Source organism: Sporosarcina ureae (assembly GCF_002101375.1).
In the GTDB taxonomy this organism is placed as follows: domain Bacteria; phylum Bacillota; class Bacilli; order Bacillales_A; family Planococcaceae; genus Sporosarcina; species Sporosarcina ureae_B.
The window spans coordinates 2,581,162-2,607,676 of record NZ_CP015207.1; the positions used below are offsets into that span (position 1 = coordinate 2,581,162).

Sequence of the window (26,515 nt, forward strand, 5' to 3'; positions counted from 1 at the left end):
CGCGCTACTCCAAAAAAACTGGAGCAATCCACGAAGTCAGCTGACTTCGCGGGTTGCTCCTTCTTTCATTCTTGTGATTTAATCAACTCAATATTATGCTTCTCCCACTCGGTCATTTTTCCATCGAAGGATGGATTCGGTTCGTACCAAGACTGTGAGCCAAAGTAGTTCTGCAGTTCTTTTGATTTGAATACATAGCCGTGCCGTGCATAGATTTCATTGCGCGCTAAACGTAAATCATCTTTTGACAGTCCTTTTAAATCGGAAGTATCGAGGAAGACATCACCGCTGTACGAGATGATGAAATGGTCGTTTGAACCACCAGCTGGTCCTTCTTTAATCACTTCTTTGACAATTACCGTTTCGACAGGTTCTTCTTTTACGACGTCGTTTTGCACGACTGGCAAATCGTTGTCGGTTTCCGTATTGGTTGCGATCGCCAATTCTTTGATCGAATCAAAAGCGAGATGAACCGATTGCTTCGCTCCGAATACGTTTGCTTGAATTTCTTCGCGCACGCTTTCATCATTCAAAGTGGTCGTCATTTTGATTGGATATATCCCTGCCATATACGGGCCAAATTCTGCTTGTTCTTTACTTTTTTTGATATAGCCCATCTCTGTGTCATGAATTGACAGGACGGTTTCCTCCCCGATAGATTTCACTTTGAGAATATAGCCCGTCGGATTGATCGTATAGCGCGGGAAGAGGCCGAATCGTTTTCCTGTTATGCGCATGGAGAACATGCCTTCGTCGGTCTTTTCTTTTAAATTAGTTTCTACTACTTGAACGATAGAAGGGTTTTTTTCCACCAATGTAAGCAATGCTCCAATACTTTCTGCGTTGATTGAAATACGACTATCTTTCGGCACAATCAATTCATGCAAAGCATCATGATCCTGCTCGATCAGCGCTGAAATAAAGTGCTCAGTTGTTGCCTTACGACCGTATTTGGTTTCCATAGCGTAATAGCTTGTAATCGCGACTAGCACAATAGCTAGTAATAAAACCGGGTACACTGGTGTTTTCAGTAACGACCGTTTTTTATTGGAATAGCGTGATGCCAGAAATGCTTTGCAGTGTGTACAGTACTCTTGCTGTTTTCTATTCATTTCATTACATATCGGACATTTTTTCATATAAATTCTCCTACTTCATGCTATGGCTCTCTCTTTTAAAATGAGTATAGATACCAATGTAGTCAAGATTATACTATGACTGACGGGATTATTCTAGACGTAAGGCAGGTAGTTGCATAAAGGAAGTAGGGCGTAGAGTATTTAGGAAAGTGGGTTTCTCAAAATATCTCAGGTAAAGTAGTCCTATCTAACGTATAGGATGTATGAAGATGGTAAATGGTGAGTTATAATGGTTTAAAAGAATCCCATATTGCTAAAGTGTGACAGGGAAGAAAAGAGGGTCGAATGAAAAGGCAGCATCATCTACTTTTGATTATATGCATTGGATGGATGGCGGTATTTGGTTTACAAGAAATAGTCAGTGCGGAAGTGATTTCAAATGAGTTACTGGTAGAGTATGAAAATAATCGCCAAACGTTTTCTATAGACGAAAACTTATCGGGTGTAGAAAACCGCGAAACTATTACAGACGAAGTGGAGTTATGGAGCTTTACAGATTCTGCTGAGATGCTTCTGATGAAGGAACAACTTCTCGAAGATCCAAATGTTTTACATATTGAACCGAATTATGAGCGCTCTTCACATGTCGTATTCAACGATCCTCTTCTTGTGAAGCAGTGGTGGATTCCAAAACTAAAGCCGCAGTTGATGTGGTCTAGAGTGCAAGAGCAAAAGAAAAATACCGTCGTAGCCGTCATTGATTCTGGTATTGATCTATATCATGAAGATTTACAAGGGCGAATACAGCCAGGCGGTTATAATTTTTACGCAGATAATACGAATGTTCAGGACGTCAACGGCCATGGAACCGCAATCGCAGGCGTCATTGCGGCTAGGGCTGGGAATCATCTAGGGGTAGTGGGAATTACAGGAATATATGATACCAAAGTATTGCCGTTGAAAGTCTCGCATCTGAACGGGCTCAGTAAAGTGTCAGATAGTATCCAAGCGATTGATTACGCCATCAAGAAACAAGTCGACGTGATCAACATGAGTTACGGAAGTAGCCAAGCTTCCCAATTGGAGGAAAAAGCGATACAGCGTGCAGTGGAATCGGGTATTACGGTCGTTGCGTCTGCAGGAAACGATGCAATGGAGGGAAATTCCATCATGTTTCCTGCATCCTACGCTTCTGTAATTTCAGTGGGGGCAACAGAAAGAGATAATCAGCGCGCTTACTTTTCAAACTATAACTCTCACGTTAGCTTAGTTGCTCCAGGTGCGGCAGTCTATACAACAACAATTAATAATAGCTATAAGTCAGTCAGTGGAACTTCTTTTTCAGGACCTATGGTAGCAGGCGCAGCGGCGTTATTGAAATCTATAAAGCCCGAAGCGACGCCCACTGAGATTAGACGGTTACTTGAAACGACCGCGACAGACTTAGGGGCGCCGGGAAAAGACATTCATTTCGGTGCGGGATTAGTTAATATAGAACGACTTAGCAACGCATTGCTGAATGAATTTAAGGGCGATTTTCCTGAACTGCATGTACAACCAAATAAGGTATTCAAAATCAAGTTCACTAGTGCATTGCTACTGGAAGAAGACTATGCTCGACATATTTACATTACCCGTTCGCCAAATAGCACAGAACGTATCGAAAGTTTTACAGCGAAAGTGGATCCTTTAAATAGTAAGCAATTATTCATTACACCAACTACTGAATGGCCACAAGGGGTTCATTATTTACGTGTGGATCAAGGTGCGCAAAATAAGAATGGAGTTGCGATGAAGAAGTCATTTGCTGTGAAGTTTACCGTACTGCCTCACTAATCGAATATCATCGGAAAAGGCTATTGCGGTCCGTCATGGAGACTCTCGCAATAGCCTTTTGAGTATTTTATTTCGTTAATTTAGAGAACATTTCTCCCGTATTGATATCTAAGATCATCTCATCCACTTCAGGTTTCGTCTTGATCATTTCCATTTCATGTAGCCAGTCCCGTACTTCTTTCCAAGACGTTTCATCCAGCGTGCCAAATGCTTCACCATCTGTATCCATCTTAGGTAATAACACTTGTAAACTTTCCGTTTCGATTGCTTTGTCTAGCGGGAAGTTTGCTTGATCTTGGTTGTTCAGCAAGAGGTCGAGTGCTTCTTCGGGCTGTTCTACCATAAATTCATAGCCTTTTTGAGCTGCTCGCCAGAAAGCCTGGATGGCGTCTTGTTCTTTATTCCATGTATCATCACTCGTCAACAACACGATTTCACTATAATTCGGCACGCCATAGTCTACTGGATTAAAGTAGCGCGTTTTGAATCCTTTCGAGTCCATAACAGGCACTTCGTGGTTAATAAATGTTCCTGTTACGGCATCGACGCGTTTCGAAACGAGTGAAGATTCCAATTCAAATCCAACATCGATCATATTCACTTTGTCATAATCGCCACCGTCATTCGTTACCATCGTTTTAATCAGAGATTCGTTCAGTGGAATTCCAGGATAGCCAACTGTTTTGCCTTCAAGATCTTTAGGTGATTGAATCGAGCTTTCTTCCAACATGACTGTGTAATTAAGCGGCTCACGTACGATGGAGGCAATCGCTTTAACCGGAATATCTTCATTTGCTTGCGCTAAAATGACGTCCGGTTGGTAATACAATCCAAGTGTCACTTTACCAGCTGCGGTCAAGTTCATGGGATCGGTCGGATTGGCAGGGAATTGAATGTCCACTTCCACGTTTTCTTCATTAAAAAACCCTTTTTCTTGCGCAACATATATATAGCTATGTACGGCATTCGGATACCAGTCGAGCATAATGCTGACTTTTTTCTTTTCATTGTTCGGTGTCTCTTCTTGATTGGCAGGGGTTGTATCATTTGTACATCCAGCTAGAAGTAGAAGAAGAAACGTGATGCTAAGGAACAGACGTTTTTTCATTGATGATTCCTCCATTGTAAAAAGTATTTTTCCAATACGACGACGAGTAGGAAGAAGATAATGCCTACTGCAGAAAGCAAGACGATCGGTGCGAATACAGCAGCACTATCAAATTGCGTCATCATTCTTCTGCTGAAATATCCAAGTCCTGCCTGCGCGCCTAACCATTCTCCAATGGCCGCACCGATTACGCTAAGTGTGACCGCCACTTTGAGTCCAGAGAAGAAAGATGGCAAAGCGGAAGGTAGGTCTAGCTTATAGAAGATATCTTTGGCGGATGCGCCCATTGTCAACATTAACTCACGTAAGTTTTTATCTGACGAGCGTAAGCCGTCGAACACGCTGACGGTGATCGGAAAAAAAGTGATCAGGACGGTGACTGCGACTTTACTCCAAATGCTGTAGCCGAACCACAAGACAAAAATCGGTGCAAGCGCAATGACAGGAATCGTTTGCGACGCGATCAAAATAGGGTAAAATGCTTGCTCAATTGGTTTCTTACTATACATCGCAATCGCTAGTGTGGATCCGATGATGATCGAAATCGATAAGCCGATCAAAATAGTTAAAGCAGTCGGAGGTAAGTGATGGATAAACAGCTCCGTTTTCAGCTCCCATAATCTGATCAGAATCGCTGAAGGGGACGGAAAGAGGAAACTTTTGTCGTAAAGTCGCGCTGCGATTTCCCATACGCCAAGTAGCATCGCGACGAGAAGTATAGACCAACTATACGAAGTCATCTTCATAGTCGCGCCTCCGAACGAAGCTCGCTGATAAGTTGCTCTTTCAGTTCCATCAGTTCCGGTCGTGCCAAGTCTCGCATAGTGCGTGGTCGGCTGAGAGGCACGACGACTTCGCGAATCGCCTGTACCGGTTTTTCAGCGAGTACAAAGATGCGATCGGATAGGAATAAGGCTTCGTCAATATCATGTGTGATGAAGACGATCGTTTTATCGAGCTTCTGCCATTGATCGATTAGCCACTCTTGCATCGTCAGCCGCGTGATCGCATCTAGTGCGCTAAATGGCTCGTCCAATAATAAAATATTTGAGCCAGTCAGGATTGTGCGCAAAAAAGAAACACGTTGTCGCATCCCGCCTGATAAGTTTCCAGGATAGGCGTTTTCTTCTCCTGCCAGTCCGAAGTCAGCAAGTAACTGGATGATTTCATCGGAAGAAGGTTTACGTTTTTGAAGCTCTACAGGTAATTGAACATTTTCAAGAATCGTCCGCCACGGCATGAGTAAGTCTTGCTGGGGCATATAGCCAACCTTGCCTAACCGTTTCGTAGTCACTTCTCCGTCCAATAAAATCTGTCCACTGTCAGGGTTCTCTAGGCCAGTGATGAGTCGAAATAACGTGCTTTTGCCATAGCCGCTTGGTCCAATGATGCTAACGAATTCGCCTTCCTTCACGTGCCAGTCAACTTGATCGAAAATAACAGTTGGTTTCGAAGCTTTCGTAGCTTGATAATGAAAAGAGACATTAGTAAACTCTAAAACTTTATTCATCATATTCTTACCACTTCTCATTTCTTAAAAAATTCACACAAAAAAAACCACTTCTCTATGCGAAGCGGTTGCATAGTACGGATAAAATCCGTCATATGTCCACTTCCCTCCGCTAGCATTATCTAGAGCAGGTTCAAGGGTTAAGGCGAACGCCTCTCTCAGCAAAAGCACCCCTAGTGTTTATCCATCTCTTATCGTTACATAGTCTGAAAAGATAGTCAAGATAGCTTTGAGGGAAATTGGTATAGGATAGAAGCCTGTAAATAGATGAACCGTCAAATATTACGCTATTGCAATTGTTATGTCGACTCCTTATGATAAAGAGGAGTTTATAGCGTATTTTGGTGTCTTGCTAGTTTGCAAGACTTAAAAAGGAATCAGGTGAAAATCCTGAACGGTCCGGCCACTGTAATTGGAAAGTGACTTCAGACAACCACTGGTATTCGTACTGGGAAGGTTGAAGTTGCGTTGGTATCCAAAAGTCAGGAGACTTACCATAATACCATGCTTACAACCTTCCGGAAAAAGGTGTGTATGTGGTGTTGTATTAGGTATGTCTAAACACGCATCCATCCATCCTAGTCTCTTTCCGGAGGCGGGATTTTTTTATTAAAAAAAATAGGGGGTAGGAGTCGTTGAAGAAAGGTAGTCGAGTAAGCAAGACGTTTTCTGTGTTAGTAAGCTTGTGGTTGATGTTGTCGTTTGTAACTCCGACAGTACAAGCCGTGGATACAGGAGTAGAGAAAACAGAAGGAACAGTTGAAGAGCTGGCAAATGTAAACACTACTGCGAATCATACCCCAGCTATACCAGAAGTTATTCGTACGGTAGACGAGATGCTAGCGGATACGTTACGTTTTTATGAAGAAGAGAGATATAATAAGGATAACTTTAGATGGGGTATGCCGGGAATTAGTTGGACGGAACTGGTTGGATTGGGCGCATCTAGTTCGCAATTAATTGATGGTACAGCACGATTACCAGAGTGGATTACTAAAGATCCAGAATTAAATAGTGACGAGTCAGATACAGACCATATCCGTTATATCTTTGGTTTGCTGGCAGTAGGGAAGGATCCAACTACTGCGTGGGAAACGAATCGTAATCTGTATGCAGAGTTAGCGGCACAACAAAAAGCAGATGGATCAATTGGTCCTATAAATAAACACGCCTGGGCGATGCTCGCTTTAGATACAGGTATGAAGCGTGGGCAGGACGTAGGAACATGGAATGCTGAAGCGAAAGAAAAAGCGTTACAACATTTGTTAAAGCAAGAAAAGGAAAAGGGTGGATTTTCTCTTTCATTAAACGTACAAGACAAAGCTGATCCCGATATGACAGCGATGGTCTTATTGGCACTAGCAAATTATCAAGATGATAGTGCGGTGAATACAGCCATTGAACGAGCAAAACACGTCTTACGCGAACAACAACTGGATACAGCTGGCTGGGGCGCTTGGGGAGAAAACTCCAACAGTATTGCGACTGTCATTTCAGGACTGGTTGCTTCAGGAGAAGACGTTACATCTATCGAATGGCAAAAAGGTGGGAAATCACCTGTAGATGCATTAAGCAAATTCCAAATGAAAAATGGAGCATTTGCATTCACTTTACCAGCCGATAAATGGGTCAATACGATAGCTGTCGAACAATCTTTAATTGCACTACAAGAAATTAAAACGGGTAAATCTGTCTGGCAACAATTTTCTGAAGAAGAAACTATAGAGCCACCAGTACATCCAACGAATATTACATTTTCCGTAGAAACACGAACAATGAATATGGGGGATATTATTAGCCCAAAACAGTTGGAAATTGAGTCGGGGGATACGGCGTTCACGGTACTACAACGTGAAGTAGAAAGTGGCTCAATACCATTCAAATTTACTGGTGTAGGTCCAACCCTATACGTGAAAAGCATTAATAATGTAGCGGAATTTGATGGCGGTCCGCTAAGTGGCTGGATGTATTCAGTCAATGGTGAATTCCCGCAGTATAGTGCTGGAATTTATGAATTAAAGAAAGACGATATTTTACGTTGGCAGTATACAACGAACTTGGGAGCAGATCTAGGAGATGATTGGAATCCTATACCGAACCCTGAACTCTCACTCAAATCACCTGAAAATGTAAAAGCTACAGTTACAGATAGGAAGCTTCAAATTCAAGTGATAGATGAAAAGACTGGAGAACTGCACCCGGCAAAAGTAGAAAAAACAGAAGTGGTTGACGGAAAGATGATCGTTCAAATCGGGGAAGCGGGCACAGTGCTGGATGCAGTTGAAGGTCTCGAACTCTCTTCAGAAATACTGCAAGTTGTAGTGCTCGAAAATGATCAACCCTATACGTATTTCGATTTTGAAAATGAAGTTCAAACGATGAAAGAGTGGACTATCACGTTTTCAGATACATTACAGCATGATGCTGCGAACTTAGAAAAAGTAGTCGTGAGAAATGCAATGGGTAAAACTGTTAATGTTTCTACAACACTCGGAGAAGATGGAAAATCAGTGAAAATCAAGCCGATTGCTGGATATACTAAAGGCGAACTCTATTATTTAACGATTACCGAAGTGAAATCAGCAAACGATAAAGTAATCAAAGAACCGATTCGCAAAGTATTTATAATCGAATAAAAAATTGAAGACTATCATACAAGTCAGTACCATATGGCTTGTATGGTAGTCTTTTGTGTAATATCTTGCATTTATCTATAAATCTATGTAATATAATGACTAGCAGACCGAAACGGTATTCCGGTCATTTCTGAAGGAAGTGTCATAATGGATCGTAGAGAAGAAATTATATTGGCGGCTGAAAAATCGTTTACGATGTTTGGATATAAAGCGACGACGATGGATCAAGTAGCGAAGATTGCGAATGTGGGGAAAGGTACAATCTATACATTTTTCTCGAATAAAGAAGAGTTATTTCATTCAATTGTCTGGAAAATGGTTGAAGAAATGAAAAACGTCTCCGAACAGACAGCTAAAGAAGGCGCGTCATTTCAAGAGAATGCCCATGCGCGTATTATGCAATTGTTGAAATTTCGCGAGACCCATCAGTTATTTATTAAATTGATCGAAGAAGAGAAAGAGTTACGAACACCTGCTGTAGGAGACGTGTTAACGTCTATAGAGAAGGAAATATTAAAATTCATTGCAAGAAAGATTGATCGCGGTGTCGCAAAAGGTGAATTAAAGCCATGTGACAGCGAGCTAATTGCATATCTTTTATTCAAAACGTATTTAGCACTAGTTAACGATTGGTCAAAGACGCATCATGAACAACTGACGGAAAAGCAAATCACGGACTTGTTGAACGATACGATCTTTTCCAGTTTGTTAGTGTAACGTGCGAATGACAGAATATAGAGTGAGGGTTTATATTACATGAATAAAATTTGGTTTATAGTTAGACGCGATCTTCGGAATATCTTCAAGAATAAAGCAGCACTCATTGTCATTGCGGCGATTGCATTTCTGCCTTCTCTATATGCTTGGATGAACATACTCGCTTCATGGGATCCGTATTCCAATACGAAAGGCGTAGAAGTCGCGGTCGTCAGTGAAGACGTAGGTGCGAAAATAGAGGATAAGGAATTCAATGTCGGAGATGAAGTCATCGTCTCGCTGACCAAGAACGATGATCTCGGCTGGCAGTTTGTAACGAAAGATGAAGCGTTAAAAGGCGTGAAACATGGTGATTACTATGCTGCGATCATCATTCCAAAAGACTTCTCAGAGAATTTAAGCAGTGTCATCACCGACGATATTAAGAAACCCACATTAGATTATTATATCAATGAAAAAATCAATGCAATTTCCCCGAAAGTAGCGGGCAAAGGTGCGTCTGCTATTGTAGAAAATATCGATAAAACATTCGTTGAACAAGCGAATGAAGCAGTCATCAAGGTATTCAATAATCTCGGAGTAGAACTTGAAGGAAATCGTGTGAATATCGAAAAGCTACGTGATTTAATTTATCAATTGGAATTTGACATTCCTGAAATCTATTCAAAGTTAGAACTGATGGATAAAGGCTTGAATTACGCAGACTCTTCTATTGATCGTGTAGATGTTGTGCTTGACGACGTCAATGCCGTGCATGCCAATGCGAAAAAGTTGAACGCACGCTTGGTCAGTAAGTTGCAGGAAAATGAAAAGACCGTAGATAACACATTGCGCGTCATCACATCTAACTTGGAGAGCGCACAGACGGCATTCCGCAAAGTACCTAATTTGACGAGCGAGTTATCAGGCAAAGGTGAAGACATCGATCGTCTTGTCGATTCGCTACGTGATAAGCAAGGCAAACTGGAAGATACGAATGCTCGGTTAGATGATATTTACGATTTTTTAAAGAAACAGGATCAGAATCTAAAAGACTCAACAAATATTAAAGATTTACAGAGTGCCTTGAACAATAGCGCCACAGATTTAAACCGTCTGAAAACGAATTTGGAAACCATCATTTCTGATTTGCAGAGCGGTAACAATCCGGCTACTGATTTAATTACGCAAACACAGGCGTTGTCGGGTAAACTCACTGAAGATATGGATAAAATCAAAGATCATTACGAAAATGTATTATCACCGCAAACTGAAAAGCTCCTGAAGCAGTTGAATGAGCTTTCTGTGAATATCACGGGCTTATTGGATCGTGCGACGGAAGTAAACAGCCGGGCACAAAAAGTCGTTCAAAACTTAATCGATAAGCGTGAATCTATTGATTTCAGCAAATACCAAGAACAACTCGACAGTATGTCTACCGCGATAGAAAGTCAGATTGGTAAAATGGATACCGTCATTACTGTTTTAGAAGCTGCAGGTAAAGTGACAGGCAGTGACAAAATTGGCGGTCTGCAACAAAAAATCATCGCGTTACGGGATCAGTTATCATCGACTAAACACGTTATTGATCAAGTACAAGCTACTATTAATAAAGGTGAAAAACCTAGCCTCGAGTTGTTGAATCAACTGAACGGTCAGCTACAGGCAAGTCAACAAAAGATTACCGATGCACGCAATCAATTTGATGCAAATAGCCAAAAAGCAATCCAGGATGCGATTGAACAATTACAAACTTTCGATGAAGGACTGCGTGATCGGTTCAATGAACTCCTAGCATCGAAGACAGAAATTGATGACAAGCTTGCAGGATTGCTAGAAACTGCGGAAGATCCTAAAGTTACGATCGGAGTGCTTCAAAAGATGGTTGGCCGTATCGATAGTGGACTGACGGCAATTGGCTCCATTAACAATGGATTAACGGACCTGGAAAAATTCATTAAATCCGATACACTGTCTGCTGAAATCGAACGAATCAAAACGGTTCAAGACAGTTTGTCATCTGCCAATTCATCCGTTGACAGCTTAGTCGGTCGAATCAATGAATCAAAAGCAAACGGTAAGAAACATTTGGCGGAAGTCGACCGTGTATCGGGTGAATTAGATCGTTCGGTTGGAAATGCTATCGATTTTGTCAATAATGATTTGACGAGAAAGTATAAATCTGCGATACGTGATGCTACGAATGCGTTGTATGATGTATCCGACGTACTGGATGAAGTAAACGGTCGGATCCCACGTTTACGTACAGCGCTTGAAAAAGCAGAAGAAGGGATTGCGCTTGGGAAAACAGATTTAGCGAAAGCGCAGAAACACTTCCCAGAAGCTCGCGAAACCATTGAAACGATGGCAGAAAAGATTCGCAAGTTAGAAGAAGACGGAGACTTGGATACATTATTGGATGTGCTGGCAACGGATCCAATAGGCGTCAGTAAGTTTTTGGCTGAACCGGTCGTCTTGAATGAGCACCAGTTATATCCGATTCCAAACTACGGTTCAGCCATGAGTCCGTTTTACACGACGCTTTCATTGTGGGTCGGTGCATTGCTCATGGTATCCACGTTGAAAGTGGATATCCGCGAGAAGACACGATTCAAGAGCTATCAAACGTATCTTGGACGGTTAATTATCTTTGCTGGGATTGGGGCGATTCAATCATTGATCGTCACGCTCGGTGAGTTATTCATCATGAATGTCTACGTCGTGAACAAGCTACCATTTGTCTTATTCGGTGTACTGATCAGTGTAGTATTCGTTTCCATCGTCTACACACTCGTGTCCGTATTCGGTAACACCGGAAAAGTCATCGCGATCGTTTTGATGGTCATGCAACTTGGTGCATCAGGAGGGACATTCCCCATCCAAATGGCACCCGAGTTCTTCCAACAGATTTCTGCATTTATGCCATTCACGCATGCGATTACCTTATTGCGTGAATCAATCGGTGGAATTATCTGGGCAGTAGCGTTAAAACAAATCCTCTATCTACTGATCTACTTCGCACTAGCGCTTGTAGCAGGACTTGGATTGAAAAAGTTCTTCAATAAATCGAGTGATAAGTTTATTGAGAAGGCGAAGGAAAGTAATATTGTGATGTGATGGAATGAAAGAGAGACTGCACTAGAAGTCATGTAGATCGTGACCAATTCTAGTGCAGTTTTTTTTGTGTTTTGAAGAGTTGGGGAGGGGCTGGGCCCAAGTGGAATGACATCGAGACAAACAAGTCGAATACTACGCGATTACGGATTATCGGCTCAACAAAAGGAGCTGCCACCAATTGGAACAGCTCTCTCAATCCTATAGTATTTACATCAAATCCCAAACGGTCTTAATAATATCATCGCATTTCACAAATAGTGAACTCTCTAAAACAAATGTATGCAGAGTACCATCTTTTAACTCCACGGTAATTCCGTTCGGCACAATACCTAACACGAAGGAAGAGTCTATATTATTGATGTCGGAAATATTGAATTCCAAAATATCTCTTTGAAAATGCATATTGCGTGGCTGGAAGATGAAGCGCTGATTTGTAATAAATAAGTTGCCACTGACGTAATCTATACTCTTTCGCAAGTCCACAGGTAATTCATATTGGACTTTTTCGTTTTCTCGAGAATTCGTCATGCAGATCTCTCCTCTATGGATTTTATCTATGACTCTATTTTCATTTTACCTCTATAGATATGTATAGACAAGACATCTTGATTTGCTTAAACGCTCTATGTCCGTCGGTATCCGCTCATTCCCAGTCCGCGAGCGCTCAATGTGCTGTCTTGAGTGCTCTATCGCCCGCGTTATCCGCTCATTCCCAGTCCGCGCGCGCTCAATGTGTTGATTTAAGCGCTCTATCGCCCGCGCCATCCGCTCATTCCCAGTCCGCGAGTGCTCAATGTGCTGATTTAAGCGCTCTATCGCCCGCGCTATCCGCTCATTCCCAGTCCGCGCGCGCTCAATGTGCTGTCTTAAGTGCTCTATCGCCCGCGTTATCCGCTCATTCTCAGTCCGCGCGCGCTCAATGTGTTGTCTTGAGTGCTCTATCGCCCGCGTTATCCGCTCATTCCCAGTCCGCGCGCGCTCAATGTGTTGATTTAATCGCTCTATCACCCGCGCCATCCGCTCTATCTAACCCAATATTTGCTCAATAAACCACGCTGAAAGCAAAACTACTTCCCTATTGACACTAAAAAACTCCGTCTGTTATCATTATGTGTAACCGGTACCACATAGAACAGAATGTAGGTGAAATAGTTGGCAAATATACGGGATGTAGCTAAAGCCGCTGGAGTTTCGGTAGCGACTGTTTCACGCTATTTAAATAATAAAGGATACATAAGTGAAGAGGCGAAACGCGTGATTGCTGAGGCGGTTGAGGAGTTGAATTATCAGCCGAGTATGATTGCGCGTTCGCTTAGTACGAAACAATCTACGTTTATTGGGTTGATTGTTCCAGATATCGTCAATCCGTTTTTCCCGGAACTGGCGCGTGCGATTGAAGATGTTGCGTTGGCGTACGGATACACGGTGATTCTGTGTAACTCGGATGAAGATTTGGAGAAAGAAATTAATTATGTGAAGACGCTGCAACAGAAATATGTGGCGGGTTTCATTGTCGCGACGAGTCACGCAGAAGCGGAACATTACATGGGATTGGATATACCCATCGTAGCAATTGACCGAAGAATTCATTCGTCGATACCGTATATTGCGACGGATAACCGCGAAGGTGCTCGTATAGGAACAGAGCATTTACTGGAGAGCGGCTGTAAAAACATTCTTTGTATGCGAGGACCTTCCGGATTAGGTCCTGCAGATGATCGATTTGCTGGGTTCAATGATGCGGTGAAGGGGAAGGATATCCATACACATATTATTGAATGTCCATTTCAGTTCGATGTAGCGGAGACCATGGTGAAAAAGGTATTGGCAGAAGTATCGATTGATGGAATTTTTGCGAGTAGTGATGTGACGGCAGCAGGCGCAATGAAAGCGGCCTATTCAGCAGGTATTCATGTACCCAGTCAGCTTCAAATTGTTGGATATGACGGAACGATGCTTGCGAGCCAATTAACGCCAGGCTTGACGACAGTAGCACAGGACTTATATAGAATTGGCGCGATGGCAGCAAGGATGCTCATTAAATTAATTGAAGGGCAAGAGTTGACGGAGCGTGAAGTACTGATTCCGGCAGAGTTGCTCATTCGCCAAACAACAAGGAGTGAAGCATGATGATAACGGTAATTGGTAGTGCCAATATGGATTTGGTAGTTGGCACGCAGAATTTCCCAAACCAGGGCGAGACGGTTCTTGGAAATGTGTTCGATACAGTGCCAGGTGGAAAAGGCGCGAATCAGGCAATTGCTGCGGCGCGACTTGGTAGTGAAACACATATGGTTGCTTGCGTAGGAAATGATTTATTCGGTACAAGCATTGTAAATAACCTTCAACAGAATCAAGTCGGCGTCACGGGTGTAGGTACGGTGGAGGCAGCTTCAGGCATCGCGAATATATTGCTGTCAGAAGGAGATAATCGGATTATCGTCGTACCGGGCGCCAATTCATTGTTGATGCCAACTCATATTGACAAGATAGAAGACCTGATCAAGCGCAGTCAATTGGTCATGCTTCAACTTGAAATTCCGATACCTACTGTCATCTATACATTGGCGAAGTGCCAGGCGCTAGGAATTCCCGTTATGTTGAATCCTGCACCGGCGGGCGGATTCGAACTTGACATGATGCCTTCGATTACTTATTTGACACCGAATGAAACGGAATGTGAACAGATCTTCGGCATGGATATGGTCAGTGCGTTAGAAAAGTATCCGAACCGTTTAATTATTACGCTAGGTAGTGACGGTGCACGATTCTTCGATGGAGAAAAGCATGTCATCGTAGAAAGCTTTAAGACAAATGCAGTGGATACGACAGGCGCTGGCGATACGTTTAACGGAGCTCTTGCTCATGGGATTGTAGCCGGAATGAACTTGGAACGAGCAGTTCATTTTGCGAATGCGGCAGCTTCACTTTCCGTAGAAAAGTTCGGCGCACAAGGTGGCATGCCTTCATTTGAAGAAGTGGAAGCGCGTTTGGAGGAGAGCCGATGAAAAAGCACGGCATGATCAATCGCGATATTGCGGCTATGCTGGCTAAAATGGGTCATACCGATCAATTGACGATTGCAGATTGCGGCTTGCCGATTCCTGAAGGTGTTCCGTGCATCGACCTTTCTTACGCAGTAGGAAAACCAGGATTTACGGAGATTTTATTGGAACTCATGAAAGACTTTCAAGCGGAAAAAGTATATATTGCGAGCGAATTAAAAGCAGAAAACCCTACAGTCTATAATGAAATCTCACAATTACAATGTCCGATAGATGAACTAACACATGATCAATTAAAAGAACAATCCAGACAATCGAAATTTATTATTCGTACAGGAGAGGCGACACCATATGCCAATATTATCGTCCAGTCAGGCGTCATATTCTGAAAGTGGGTGTGCAGAGATGATTGCGATGAGCGGAATATCGAAAAGTTTCAATGGAAATAAAGTACTCGACAATGTGGAATTTAATGTAGTCAAAGGTGAAATCCATGCGCTCATGGGAGAGAACGGTGCAGGGAAATCGACGATGATGAAGATTTTGACAGGGATTTATACACGTGACGCAGGGGAGATCTCGGTCAAAGGTAAGAAAGTAGAGTTCAAGAACGCCAAGGAAGCTGAAGCTGCCGGAATAGCGGTCATTCATCAAGAGCTTAATATTTTACCGGACTTGACAGTTGCTGAGAACTTTTATTTAGGTAAAGAAAAGACGTTCGGGAAAAGTGGGATTTTGAAGACGAAAGAAATGAATCGTCAAGCGGAAGAAATTTTATCGAAACTAGGGCTACATGTCGATGCACGCACGATCACTCGTGAATTATCTGTCGGTAAACAGCAGATTATTGAGATCGCAAAGGCGGTTTCTTCTAATGCTGAATTAATTGTGATGGATGAGCCAACTGCAGCACTGACGGATCGAGAAATTGAAACGTTATTTACAACTGTTCGGGCATTGCAAGCTGAAGGTGTTTCATTCGTTTATATTTCACACCGGATGGAAGAAATTTTCGCGATGTGCGACCGTATTACAATTTTGCGAGACGGTCAATACGTCGGTGTGCGAAATATAAAAGACACGACGTTTGAAGAAATCGTCCAGATGATGGTCGGCCGTGAACTGGGCGAACGATTCCCAGCACGTGCGTGTGAAATAGGCGAAGTTAAATTAAAAGTAGAAAATCTCTCGCGTAGTGACTATTTTGAAGATGTCTCGTTTGAAGTGCGAAAAGGTGAAATTGTCGGTATCGCTGGATTGATGGGTGCGGGGCGTACGGAAGTCATTCAATCGATTTTCGGCTTTAAGAAACCCACTGCAGGTAAGATTTTCATTGATGGCAAGCAAGTAGTCATTTCGAATCCGTTGCAAGCGAAAAAGCTCGGTATTGGATATGTCACGGAAGACCGGAAATCGGAAGGGTTGATTCTTGATTTTTCGGTTCGGGAAAATATGTGTCTTACCAACTTCAATCGAATTTCAAATTCAGGAGTCATTCAACGAACAAAAGAAAACCAGTTATATGACACAATGTCTAAACGTCTCGGTGTTCGCACGTCTGGACCTGAACAAATCGTCAAGTCGTTGAGTGGCGGTAATCAGCAAAAGGTTGTCATCGCAAAATGGCTTGGTATTGAGCCGGATATTCTGTTTTTGGATGAACCAACAAGAGGTGTCGACGTTGGGGCGAAGAAAGAGATTTACAGTATCATCAATGAATTGGCTGAGCGTGGTGTCGCCATTGTGATGATTTCGTCCGAACTACCGGAAGTAATCGGTATGGCAGACCGGGTGCTCGTCATGCACGAAGGCCAGTTAATGGCAGATATACCGAAAGAGGACATGACACAAGAACGCATTATGCATTTTGCAACAGGAGGTGACAAAGTTGTCCAAGACTAATATGAAATCGTCATTACAGAAATTAGGACCGGTCATCGGTTTATTGTTGATTGTCGTTATTATTTCAGTTATGAGTCCAAGTTTTTTAACGCTGAACAACTTGTTCAACGTATTGCGTCAAGTTTCCATTAACGCATTGATTGCGTTCGGGATGACGTTTGTTATTTTGACTGGTGGAATTGATTTATCTGTTGGATCGATTCTCGCGTTAACCGGTGCCGTCACGGCGGGTATGATGTCAGGCGGCATGGATCCGATTTTGGCCATGCTACTTGGCGTATTGCTAGGTGTGCTACTCGGTGCAATCAACGGTTTGATTATTGCAAAAGGAAAGGTCGCACCATTTATTGCGACACTCGCGACGATGACAATTTTCCGCGGATTGACTTTAGTCTATACGGAAGGCCGTCCGATCTCAGGACTTGGCGATTCATTCACATTCCAAATGCTTGGGAAAGGATATATTTTCGGTATTCCCGTCCCAGTCATCACGATGGCCATCTCCTTTGCAGTGCTGTACTTTATATTGAAGAAAACGACGTTCGGACGCCGTGTGTATGCGGTCGGTGGCAATGAAGAAGCGTCACGTCTATCCGGAATTAATGTTGATCGAGTGAAGATTTATGTTTATTCATTGGCAGGCGGTCTGACGGCCATTGCGTCATTAATTTTGACATCACGCTTAAACTCCGCACAGCCAACAGCGGGTAATATGTTTGAACTAGACGCCATTGCGGCCGTTGTACTTGGTGGGACAAGCTTAACTGGCGGTCGCGGTTGGATTGTCGGTACATTAATTGGTGCATTGATTATTGGTGTCTTGAATAATGGTTTGAATTTGATAGGCGTATCCTCTTTCTTCCAACAGGTTGTAAAGGGTGCAGTAATATTAATCGCAGTGCTCTTAGATCGCAAAAAAACAGCATAAGGAGATGTGAATTTTTATGAAAAATATCAAATGGTTACTACTTTTGGCAGTCGTGTTCGTCATGGCAGCTTGTTCATTGGATCAGCCAGGTTCAGAGTCTTCATCGGATGATAAAGGCGAGGCTGGAAATGAAGGCGACAAAGCGTATAAAATCGGGCTTTCCGTATCGACGCTTAACAATCCATTCTTCGTGACGTTGAGTGAAGGTGTGAAGGAACAAGCGAAAGAATCTGGATCCGAAGTCATCGTAGTAGATGCACAAGACGATGCATCTAAACAAGCGAGTGACGTAGAAGATTTAATTCAGCAAGGTGTAGATTTATTGATCATCAACCCTACAGATTCTGAAGCGGTTGTCTCTGCAGTGGAATCGGCAAATAGTTCTAAAGTTCCGGTCATCACGGTAGACCGCAGAGCAGAAGGTGGAGAAGTTGTTTCCCACATTGCTTCAGATAATAAAGCGGGCGGCGTGTTAGCTGGAGAATACATGATGGAATTACTTGGCGAGGATAACCCGAAAGTGGCGGAACTTGAAGGGATCGCAGGTTCATCCGCAGCGCGTGACCGTGGAGCGGGCTTTAACGAAGCGGTTGACGGCAAAGTGAATATCGTGGCGAAACAAACAGCGAACTTTAACCGTGCAGAAGGTTTGACAGTAATGGAGAACATTTTGCAAGCTAACCCGGACATCCAAGGCGTATTCGCGCATAATGATGAGATGGCATTGGGCGCACTAGAAGCCATTCAGTCAGCTGGTAAGGACATTCAAGTGATTGGATTCGACGCGACAGACGACGCGATCAAATCTGTCAAAGACGGTAAGTTGTCTGCGACGATTGCACAGAAGCCCGAGGAAATCGGGATGAAAGCAATGAAGGCGGCGGTTGCAAAGCTAAACGGCGAAGAAGTAGACGCAGATATTCCAGTTGATTTGGAGTTAATTAAAGAGTAAGTTGTAGTTTGAAAGGAGCCCTCTGGCCAGTTTTTCTGGCTGGGGGGCTTTTTGTGTGTTTTGTGAGTGGGGGTGGGGTGGGGATAGAGCGGATATGGTGTGTCATAGAGCGGTTGTGGACTGCAATAGAGCTTTTGGGCGTCTCTATAGAGCGAATCTTGCGTGCGATAGAGCGGATATCGTATGTCATAGAGCGGATACCAGGTATTGATAAAGCGTTTACGCCCCGCAATAGGGTAGTTACCTCACATGATCTCGGATTCAAGGTGCTTCGTATGACATTCATTATTGTATAAAGTCCAAGTACTTATCATATGAATACAATGTAAACGCATGGACTTTATTTATGACGCAATAAACAAATAAAGTATATCGGTAAATAAAATACTGCCTTTTCTCATATTATATTTGACTATCTGTTTGTGTATCTATGCTATAACTTTACATTTAGTGTAATGAAAATTATATCAAATAGACGTATACTGAATAATGCGAAGATTACAAGTAGAATAGGAGTGTTTAAATGAAAGCGCTAACATATTCAATTCATGCAGATAGATTAAATGATAACCTACAAGTTTTGGGTAGAATAGGGAAAATCGGTTCCACTGGAGTCTCCAGACTTGCACACTCAACTGAGGATAAACGAGCTGTGTATCATGTGAAAAAGTATATGGATCAAATCGGTCTAAAGACGGAAATTGATCATTTTGGGAATTTAATTGGGAGGATGGATGGCGTAGCGAATGATTCCCCAGCTTTAGTAATTGGCTCACATATTGATTCGCAACCTTATGGTGGAAGATACGATGGGGCGCTTGGAGTAATCGGGGCGATTGAAGTGTTGGAAACGCTGCATGATAAGGGAATAAAGCCTGAAATCCCAATTGTGATATTTGCTTTTGCTGATGAAGAAGGCTCACGATTCAATAAAGGCTTGTTTGGTGTAAGAGGCATGTTAGGTAAATTAGAGGAGGGAGAGCTCGAGCGGAGTGATAAGAATGGAATGACGAGGCGAGAGGCACTCATTGAATTTGGTTGCGATCCGTCAAAGTTTAAAGAGTCACTGATTGATACTTCTACAATAGCAGCATTTTTAGAGCTTCATATTGAACAAGGGCCAGTTTTGGAAGCGAAAGATGAACCTGTTGGAATAGTTACGGGTATTTCTGGCCCTTTATGGTTGACGGTTGAAATGGAGGGAATGGCTGGTCATGCTGGATCTGTGCCGATGCCGATGCGTCAAGATGCTTTAGTAGGTGCCGCTAAAGGAATTATAAAGCTCAATGAGTTAGCTCAAGGTGTTTCAGGAGCACCAACAGTTAGTACAGTTGGAAGTTTGCAAGTATTTCCAGACTCTCGCAATATCATTCCTGAAAAAGTTACTTTTACCGTTGATTTGCGGGATATTGATGAAAGTCGACGGGATCAAATTGAACAAGCTTTTCTTCAAGAGCTAGAAGAAATTGCGGTTGAACATAGCTTATCCTATAAAATCAGTGAAGATACACGAAGTGAGCCTAGATTTTGTAATGAAAATATTATGCAGATTATGAGAGAAGAAAGTGCAGAAATGAACTTAACCCCTCCAGAGTTAATGAGTGGTCCTTTTCATGATTCGCTTGAAATGTCTTATGTATGTGACTACGGTATGATTTTTGTTCGTTCAAAGGATGGGATTAGTCATAATCCAAAAGAATATAGTTCACCAGAAGATATTGCACTAGGAGTGGAGCTCCTTTATAAAACTGTTTATAGAATGGCTTGTCAAAAGTAAAAAAAATCACAAAGAATCTAATGGATGGAGGGATTGGATGAGTAAAAAGAAGTTCAATACTATTTATATAGTGATCGTGACTATTCCTTTTCTATTGTTAATATTTCCTTTATTTGAGCTAGCGAATCGAGCAACTCCTATCATTATGGGATTACCTTTTTCGTTTTTCTATATCATTCTAGTAATCTTAATCACATTTTTAGGGGTTTTGATTTTGTATAGATTTGATCCGGACCATAAGTTAGAAGAAGGTGATGAATGATGGAGCATTGGCTAATTGCGTTAATTATTATGATTGGTTATTTAGTCATCGCATTGGTTGTTGGTGTGTGGGCGGGTAAAGGTCAAGATTCTAATTCTCTTGATGAATTCGCTGTTGCAGGAGGTAAATTGGGGTTAATTGTCATGTGGTTCTTGATGGGAGGAGCTGTATTTAGTGCTTTCTCATTTTTAGGCGCACCTGGTTGGGCCTATGAAAAAGGAGCACCTGCTTACTATATTATTATCTATACAGCATTTGCGATACTACCTTGGTATATTATCGGACCTAAAATTTCGAAAATCGGAAAGAAGTTCAATCTTTACACGTTATCTTCATTTTTTAGAATCCGTTATAGAAGTAAGACTCTCGGAATAATAGTTGGTTTACTTGCATTATTAGCTTCTATTCAATATTTAGCTACCCAGTTAACAGGGATGGCACACATTTTTAATATTATGACAGAAGGCAGAATTCCTTTTTGGCTTGGAGCTCTACTTGCATACGGAATTGTTGTTGTCTATGTGGCAACAGGAGGGCTACGAGCTGCGGCTTGGTCTGACGTATTCCAAGGATTACTGATGATCATTATTTCATGGGTTATAGGAATAGCGATCGTGAATCAATTACACGACTCCATGGGTGTCATGTTCACGAATATTGCTGCTGAGAGCCCTGGGTTTTTACAGATAGGAAAAGAAGGATCTACGATGGGGACAATCCCCTTTACAACGACTATTTTAGTATCCGTAATTGGATTCTTGATGTGGCCACATTTATTTACAAAGTCATATGCATCCGGCCCTAAAGTCATTAAGAAAACAGTATTGGTTTACCCGATATTTGCTCTATTCTTAGTACCTTTATTGCTGGTTGGTTTTGCAGCTAAAGGCATTGTAGATGCGAACTTGATTGAAAGTGCGGATCAGGTACTCCCATTCTTGATCACCACTGTCATGAATCTACCAGGTTGGGTGTATGGACTAGTTGGCGCTGGAGCACTAGCGGCTGCAATGTCTTCTGCTGATGCGATTACGCACAACGCAACCTTGGAAACAACGGACGGTGTAATTCGTACCATTTTCAAAGATTTATCCGACAAGACTGTTTTAAAGATTATGCGTATAGGTGTATTCGTCATCGGTGGATTGGCTTATATTATCACCATTTTTGGAGGTCAAGGATTAATCGTCTTACTCTTAGGTGCTTATGGAGCGATTGTACAATTTGCTCCAGGAGTTTACAGTGCACTGTATTGGCGAGGAGCAACAGCAAAAGGAGTGATTTGTGGCTTGGTAGTGGGCGCTATATTAAATTTCTATTTCCAACTAGTTGCAGACTCCACGCCATTAGGTATCCACGCAGGAATTATTGGACTGATTGTGAATGTTGTTATTATGATCGTAGTAAGTTTGCTGACAAAATCAGAGAGAAGCGAGGAAGAAGACATTTATATTCGGAGCTGATCAATACATTTATAATTTAGTACAGAGAGGTGATCTATCGTGCATGCAGATATCGTATTTACTAATGGAGAAGTGATTACAGTCGATAAAGATTCTTCTATCATGAAAGCAGTAGCAATAAAAGATCAAACGATCATTGGTATCGGACAGAATGAAGGAGTTGGCGGGTTTATTGGAGAAAATACGAAAGTAATCGACCTGGAAGGAAAATCTCTTCTTCCAGGTTTCATTGATCCACACTTACATTTAACTATTTATGGAACGAACTTGCTCGGTATTAACTGTGCAAGTCTTGAAACCAACTCGTTGGGATTCTTGTATAAGGAGATGAAAAAAAGAGCGGAACATATAGCTAAAGGCGAGTGGATTCGAGTTACAGCCTTTAATGAAAATGCTATCAAGGAAAAACGTTTCCCTACCATTCAAGAGCTTGACGCTATATCTACTGAACATCCGATCGTAATTATTCGAGTTTGTAATCATACATCTATCGCGAATAGCAAAGCATTGGAACTAGTAGGTTTTACAAAGGAGTCCGCAAATCCTGTTGGAGGTGAAATCGAGCGTGATGCAAATGGGGAATTAACAGGGAAAATGATTGAGAATGCACATATGCAACTATTTACTGTAGCTGACTATAGTGCGGATGAAATTGAAAGAGGATTGAAATTAGCATCACAGGTATTTGTGGAATCTGGCATTACCAGTTTGCATGATGCCGGCAGTTATGGATGGGGACCAGATATTTTAAAGCTGATGAAAAAAAGTATAGACTCAGGTGATGTGAAAAATCGCGTGTATGCTCTTATTGGATCATTGACGGATTCCGAGTCATTCATCCGACATATGATCGATGAAGGTGTGGTTACGGGAGATGGTGATGAATGGTTTAAAATTGGACCCGCTAAACTCTTTACGGATGGTAGCAGTACAGGCCCCACTTTAGCCACAAGAAAACCATATAATAGTGACCCGACAGATACAGGCATACTCTATTATGATCAGGATAGAATGAATGAAGTTCTAGGTGAAGCTCACAGCAAAGGATACCAAATCACTGCGCATGCACAAGGTGATCGAGCGATTGAAATGGTGTTGAATTGTATTGAAGATGCGCTAGAGAAACATCCGCGAATAGATCACCGGCATCGTATTGAACATGGTGGAATAGCTAGTATTGATCTACAGGAACGGATGAAGGAGTTAGGAGTTGTAGTGATTCCTAACCCCGCTTTTATGTATGTGAATGGTGATGCCTATCTTGAATATTACGGTGAACGCGTAGATGTGATGTATCCGGCAAATGATTATTTGGAGAAGAGAATTCCCTTTGCATTTGCCTCCGATACGCCTGTGGTAGACCATAATCCACTTCTCGGCATTCATGCGGCAGTGAATAGAAAAACTGTTTCAGGCCAGGATGTAGGAATTTGTCAGAGAGTGAGTGTGCTTGAAGCCATCAAAGCCTCTACCTATATGGGTGCTTATGCGAGTTTTGATGAAAAACAAAAAGGTAGTATTGAAGTTGGAAAATTAGCGGATTTGGTTGTGTTAGATCAAAGTATTCTATCAATCGATAGAGCGAGTATTAAAGATCTGACTGTAGAATTGACGATGATCGATGGGGAAATAGTGTATGAAAAGCAGTACAGTAAGAGGAAATAAGATGTTTTAAATATTAGAGTTTTAAAAAGTTGTATACTCGTTTATCGAAGTACCAGCCATTCGAGATTTTCGAATGGCTCTTATTATGGAGAAGTACAACGAGGTACAAAGATGTATTTTCTTATAAGTGCAAGTATTAACACAACGCAAAACAATATAATACACGCATTGGATTCTAAAGTAATTTTTTAGCATAGATCAGTTAATAGTAAAGGATATGCAAGACATAATGACCAAATGTTTTTATCACTACATAACAGTATGTCCAATGTATGATTACCTAATTATTACTATACTATATCAAACCTAAAGAATAGTGAGATTACATTGAAACGGGAGGTGAATACATGCTTGGGTTTCCTGTAGAAACTTTTTGGTGGTTTGTTCCATGGCCTTTCATATGGGTAGGGTTAGCAACAATTATCTACTTTAAAATGAAAAAGGATGATGAGATGGAAGAGAAGATGGAAAAAGAACAGAATCAAAATCAATAGTAGCGATGGGAGGGCATTCAATGAGCATTGATGGAATAATTTTCATTATATACTTAGGAATTCTATTAACGATTGGTTTATGGTTTTCACGAAGATCGTCAGCTTCTACAGAACAGTACTTACTCGGAGGTCGATCTCTTGGACCAGCCGTCACTGCCATGACAATGCAAACAACAGCTATGAGTGGATTCATGTTTATGGGAGCTCCGGCAATGGCCTTTAAGTATGGCTGGTATGCCATTTGGTACGCGATTGGTGATGCAGGTGGATCAATTATTAACCTGTCTGTTTTAGGTAAGCGAATGAGAAGAATGTCTGAACTATTGGGAGCGCTTTCACCAATTGAATATTTGGAAAAACGTTTTGAAAGTCCGAGTGTCCGAGTGGTCGGTTCTATCATTTCCATTGTCTTTCTATTTGGATACGTTTGCGCTCAGTTTATTGCCGCAGGTAAGGCAATGTCTGCACTGACAGGTTTTACGTATGAACTATCTCTGCTTATCGGGATTAGCGTCATTATTATCTATACTGTGGCAGGCGGATATTTAGCGGTCGCATACACTTCTTTTGTACAAGGCCTGATTATGGTTCTAGGTGTCGTAGGGATTGGTGTTCTCGCTTATTTCCATATAGGCGGACTTACGGGATTGAACGTTGCACTGAAAGCTGTAGATCCTACGTATTTGAGTATCTGGGGTAAAGATCTAGCCTACTATGGTCAATGGGGGATGGTACTCGGGGCAATACTCATTTATTCAATTGGATATATGGGACTTCCACATGTTGTAGTTCGCCATATGTCGATGAAGAGTACGAAAACAGTAAAAGGTGCAGTTATTATTAGTGCTCTATGGAATCAATTCTTCATCTTTGTACCATATATTCTAGGAATGATTGGTATTATTTTACTACCTACCATTGCTGATCCAGAAATGATTATTACTGAGCTAGCCTATACATTATTCCCTGGAATTTTTGCGGCATTATTGCTCTCAGCCATTATGTCGGCAGTTATGTCCACTGCAGACTCTATCTTGATGCAAGCAGGCTCAATACTTTCACGTGACGTCTATCAACGTTTCATCAACAAAGACGCTAGCCCTAAAACGATGATTCTTGTATCAAGATTATGCATTTTATTGGGAGGGGTAGTAGGAGTTATAGTGGCCATTTATGAACCACCATCCGTGTTTGCCTTGGTTCTGTTCGCTTTTGGTACATTGGGGAATGCTTTCTTAGTTCCTTATGTTGCTTCGGTTTACTCGAAAAAAGCGAATTATATCGGTTGCTTATGTGCAATGATTGGCGGTGCTGCAACAAATATCATTTGGACTTCCATGGGGTTAGAAACATCTACAGGACTTCATCCGTTCTTGGCAGGGTTACTAGTATCTCTGTTAGGCATGATCATCGGAAGCCGATTTGGTCGTAAACCGTCAGATGAAATACTGATAGCGTTTGAACAGTCCAGAAAAAGACGTGTATTCTCAAAAGATTTTGACCGCAACATTACACGTGATTTGGCTCCCGAAGCTAGCAATGTATCTAAGTTTTTGGCAGATAATAAATAACTTACAGGAGTAGGTACTTATGAGCGCTATATTATTACAAGAAATCGAGTTTACTAAAGAAGAGGTATTGCAAGGATTACAACAATACGAAAAAGAAACGTATTTTCAAATCCAAGATATTATTTACTACCCTTATTATTTTTTTGAATATCAAGTGAGTGCTAAAAGCTTGCTGAAGTTTAATGGGAAGGCGGCTTGTACAATCGATGGGCTTGGTGGAAGAGGGGCGATGGTGGATGTTCGGCCAAGCTTTTCTAGAAAGAAAGTAGAAGTTGGTCGATTTCCTGAGCTGGTAATTGGAGAGGAAGAAGCGATTGTTATGGCTGAAAGATTTATTTTTGATAATGCTTCTTCGAAAGCAAAATTTATTACAATGCCTAAAATCATCGAAGTTCAAAGGAATCTCTTTTATCGACCATTTTGGATAACAGATTTCAAGTTGGACAATAAAAAGTCAGGGCAGCTCATAGTGGATGCGATTAGCGGGAGTTATCATCCGTTATAACAGGATCGA

The 26,515-nt window shown here is 41.9% G+C and carries 22 protein-coding genes and 2 riboswitches; of the genes, 17 read left to right on the forward strand and 5 right to left on the reverse strand.

Annotated elements, in window-relative coordinates; translation table 11 throughout:
* Positions 1–65: 65 nt before the first annotated feature.
* Positions 66–1,139: a YARHG domain-containing protein gene (locus SporoP8_RS12745; RefSeq protein WP_085132854.1), complete on the reverse strand. Its 1,074-nt coding sequence runs from the start codon at positions 1,137–1,139 to the stop codon at positions 66–68.
* A 285-nt stretch (positions 1,140–1,424) separates the two neighbouring features.
* Here SporoP8_RS12745 and SporoP8_RS12750 point away from each other — a divergent pair, with 285 nt between their 5' ends.
* Complete coding sequence (locus SporoP8_RS12750; RefSeq protein ID WP_085132855.1) at positions 1,425–2,915, forward strand: S8 family peptidase; 1,491 nt, start codon at positions 1,425–1,427, stop codon at positions 2,913–2,915.
* A 67-nt stretch (positions 2,916–2,982) separates the two neighbouring features.
* Here SporoP8_RS12750 and SporoP8_RS12755 read toward each other — a convergent pair whose 3' ends face one another.
* From SporoP8_RS12755 to SporoP8_RS12765, 3 genes are read right to left on the reverse strand one after another with little or no spacing between them, the layout of a single operon-like run.
* Positions 2,983–4,023 carry an ABC transporter substrate-binding protein gene (locus SporoP8_RS12755; RefSeq protein WP_085132856.1) on the reverse strand — a complete coding sequence of 347 codons (1,041 nt, stop codon included), beginning with the start codon at positions 4,021–4,023 and terminating at the stop codon, positions 2,983–2,985.
* A complete protein-coding gene (locus SporoP8_RS12760; protein WP_085133637.1) occupies positions 4,020–4,763 on the reverse strand; it encodes an ABC transporter permease in 744 nt (247 codons plus the stop codon). The genes SporoP8_RS12755 and SporoP8_RS12760 overlap by 4 nt, the downstream gene beginning before the upstream one ends.
* 2 nt (positions 4,764–4,765) lie before the next feature.
* The gene (locus tag SporoP8_RS12765) at positions 4,766–5,533 is read right to left on the reverse strand and encodes an ABC transporter ATP-binding protein (RefSeq protein ID WP_085133638.1); all 768 of its coding nucleotides are present in this window, start codon (positions 5,531–5,533) and stop codon (positions 4,766–4,768) included.
* Between the two features lie 87 nt (positions 5,534–5,620).
* A riboswitch (TPP riboswitch) is annotated at positions 5,621–5,718 on the reverse strand.
* A 140-nt stretch (positions 5,719–5,858) separates the two neighbouring features.
* Positions 5,859–6,047: riboswitch (cobalamin riboswitch) on the forward strand.
* Positions 6,048–6,168: 121 nt separating this feature from the next.
* On the opposite strand from SporoP8_RS12765, the gene SporoP8_RS12770 reads away from it, so the two are divergent.
* The 3 genes from SporoP8_RS12770 (at position 6,169) to SporoP8_RS12780 (ending at position 11,982) form a co-directional block, all read left to right on the forward strand.
* A complete protein-coding gene (locus SporoP8_RS12770) occupies positions 6,169–8,169 on the forward strand; it encodes a DUF4430 domain-containing protein (protein ID WP_085132857.1) in 2,001 nt (666 codons plus the stop codon).
* A gap of 147 nt (positions 8,170–8,316) precedes the next feature.
* On the forward strand, positions 8,317–8,886 hold the full coding sequence (locus SporoP8_RS12775) for a TetR/AcrR family transcriptional regulator (protein WP_085132858.1): 570 nt from the start codon (positions 8,317–8,319) through the stop codon (positions 8,884–8,886).
* A 39-nt stretch (positions 8,887–8,925) separates the two neighbouring features.
* On the forward strand, positions 8,926–11,982 hold the full coding sequence (locus SporoP8_RS12780; protein ID WP_085132859.1) for a YhgE/Pip domain-containing protein: 3,057 nt from the start codon (positions 8,926–8,928) through the stop codon (positions 11,980–11,982).
* A 207-nt stretch (positions 11,983–12,189) separates the two neighbouring features.
* Here SporoP8_RS12780 and SporoP8_RS12785 read toward each other — a convergent pair whose 3' ends face one another.
* A complete protein-coding gene (locus tag SporoP8_RS12785) occupies positions 12,190–12,510 on the reverse strand; it encodes a GRAM domain-containing protein (RefSeq protein WP_085132860.1) in 321 nt (106 codons plus the stop codon).
* Positions 12,511–13,134: 624 nt separating this feature from the next.
* On the opposite strand from SporoP8_RS12785, the gene SporoP8_RS12790 reads away from it, so the two are divergent.
* The 13 genes from SporoP8_RS12790 to SporoP8_RS12850 all read left to right on the forward strand — a co-directional run bounded on the left by SporoP8_RS12790 (position 13,135) and on the right by SporoP8_RS12850 (position 26,506).
* Positions 13,135–14,112 carry a LacI family DNA-binding transcriptional regulator gene (locus SporoP8_RS12790; protein WP_085132861.1) on the forward strand — a complete coding sequence of 326 codons (978 nt, stop codon included), beginning with the start codon at positions 13,135–13,137 and terminating at the stop codon, positions 14,110–14,112.
* Positions 14,112–14,990: a ribokinase gene (gene rbsK / locus SporoP8_RS12795; protein WP_085132862.1), complete on the forward strand. Its 879-nt coding sequence runs from the start codon at positions 14,112–14,114 to the stop codon at positions 14,988–14,990. The genes SporoP8_RS12790 and rbsK overlap by 1 nt, the downstream gene beginning before the upstream one ends.
* Positions 14,987–15,376, forward strand: a complete 390-nt coding sequence (gene rbsD / locus SporoP8_RS12800) for a D-ribose pyranase (protein WP_085132863.1) — start codon at positions 14,987–14,989, stop codon at positions 15,374–15,376. Before rbsK ends, rbsD begins: the two co-directional genes overlap by 4 nt.
* A gap of 16 nt (positions 15,377–15,392) precedes the next feature.
* Positions 15,393–16,889 carry a sugar ABC transporter ATP-binding protein gene (locus SporoP8_RS12805; RefSeq protein ID WP_085132864.1) on the forward strand — a complete coding sequence of 499 codons (1,497 nt, stop codon included), beginning with the start codon at positions 15,393–15,395 and terminating at the stop codon, positions 16,887–16,889.
* Positions 16,876–17,817 carry a ribose ABC transporter permease gene (gene rbsC / locus SporoP8_RS12810; protein ID WP_085132865.1) on the forward strand — a complete coding sequence of 314 codons (942 nt, stop codon included), beginning with the start codon at positions 16,876–16,878 and terminating at the stop codon, positions 17,815–17,817. The genes SporoP8_RS12805 and rbsC overlap by 14 nt, the downstream gene beginning before the upstream one ends.
* A 16-nt stretch (positions 17,818–17,833) precedes the next feature.
* Complete coding sequence (rbsB, locus tag SporoP8_RS12815) at positions 17,834–18,769, forward strand: ribose ABC transporter substrate-binding protein RbsB (protein WP_085132866.1); 936 nt, start codon at positions 17,834–17,836, stop codon at positions 18,767–18,769.
* Positions 18,770–19,292: 523 nt separating this feature from the next.
* Positions 19,293–20,546, forward strand: coding sequence for a M20 family metallo-hydrolase (locus tag SporoP8_RS12825; RefSeq protein ID WP_085132868.1), 1,254 nt, complete (start codon positions 19,293–19,295; stop codon positions 20,544–20,546).
* Positions 20,547–20,583: 37 nt separating this feature from the next.
* The gene (locus SporoP8_RS12830; RefSeq protein ID WP_085132869.1) at positions 20,584–20,808 is read left to right on the forward strand and encodes a hypothetical protein; all 225 of its coding nucleotides are present in this window, start codon (positions 20,584–20,586) and stop codon (positions 20,806–20,808) included.
* Entirely contained in the window at positions 20,808–22,271 is a 1,464-nt protein-coding gene (locus SporoP8_RS12835; protein ID WP_085133639.1) for a sodium:solute symporter family protein, read from the forward strand. Before SporoP8_RS12830 ends, SporoP8_RS12835 begins: the two co-directional genes overlap by 1 nt.
* A gap of 39 nt (positions 22,272–22,310) precedes the next feature.
* Entirely contained in the window at positions 22,311–23,936 is a 1,626-nt protein-coding gene (locus tag SporoP8_RS12840; RefSeq protein WP_085132870.1) for an amidohydrolase, read from the forward strand.
* A gap of 347 nt (positions 23,937–24,283) precedes the next feature.
* Positions 24,284–24,430 (forward strand): hypothetical protein, encoded by a 147-nt coding sequence (locus SporoP8_RS16675; RefSeq protein WP_198166019.1) that lies wholly within the window; start codon positions 24,284–24,286, stop codon positions 24,428–24,430.
* 20 nt (positions 24,431–24,450) lie between these two features.
* Positions 24,451–26,001: a sodium/proline symporter gene (locus SporoP8_RS12845; protein ID WP_085132871.1), complete on the forward strand. Its 1,551-nt coding sequence runs from the start codon at positions 24,451–24,453 to the stop codon at positions 25,999–26,001.
* 19 nt (positions 26,002–26,020) lie between these two features.
* Positions 26,021–26,506 (forward strand): hypothetical protein, encoded by a 486-nt coding sequence (locus tag SporoP8_RS12850; protein ID WP_085132872.1) that lies wholly within the window; start codon positions 26,021–26,023, stop codon positions 26,504–26,506.
* Positions 26,507–26,515 lie beyond the last annotated feature (9 nt).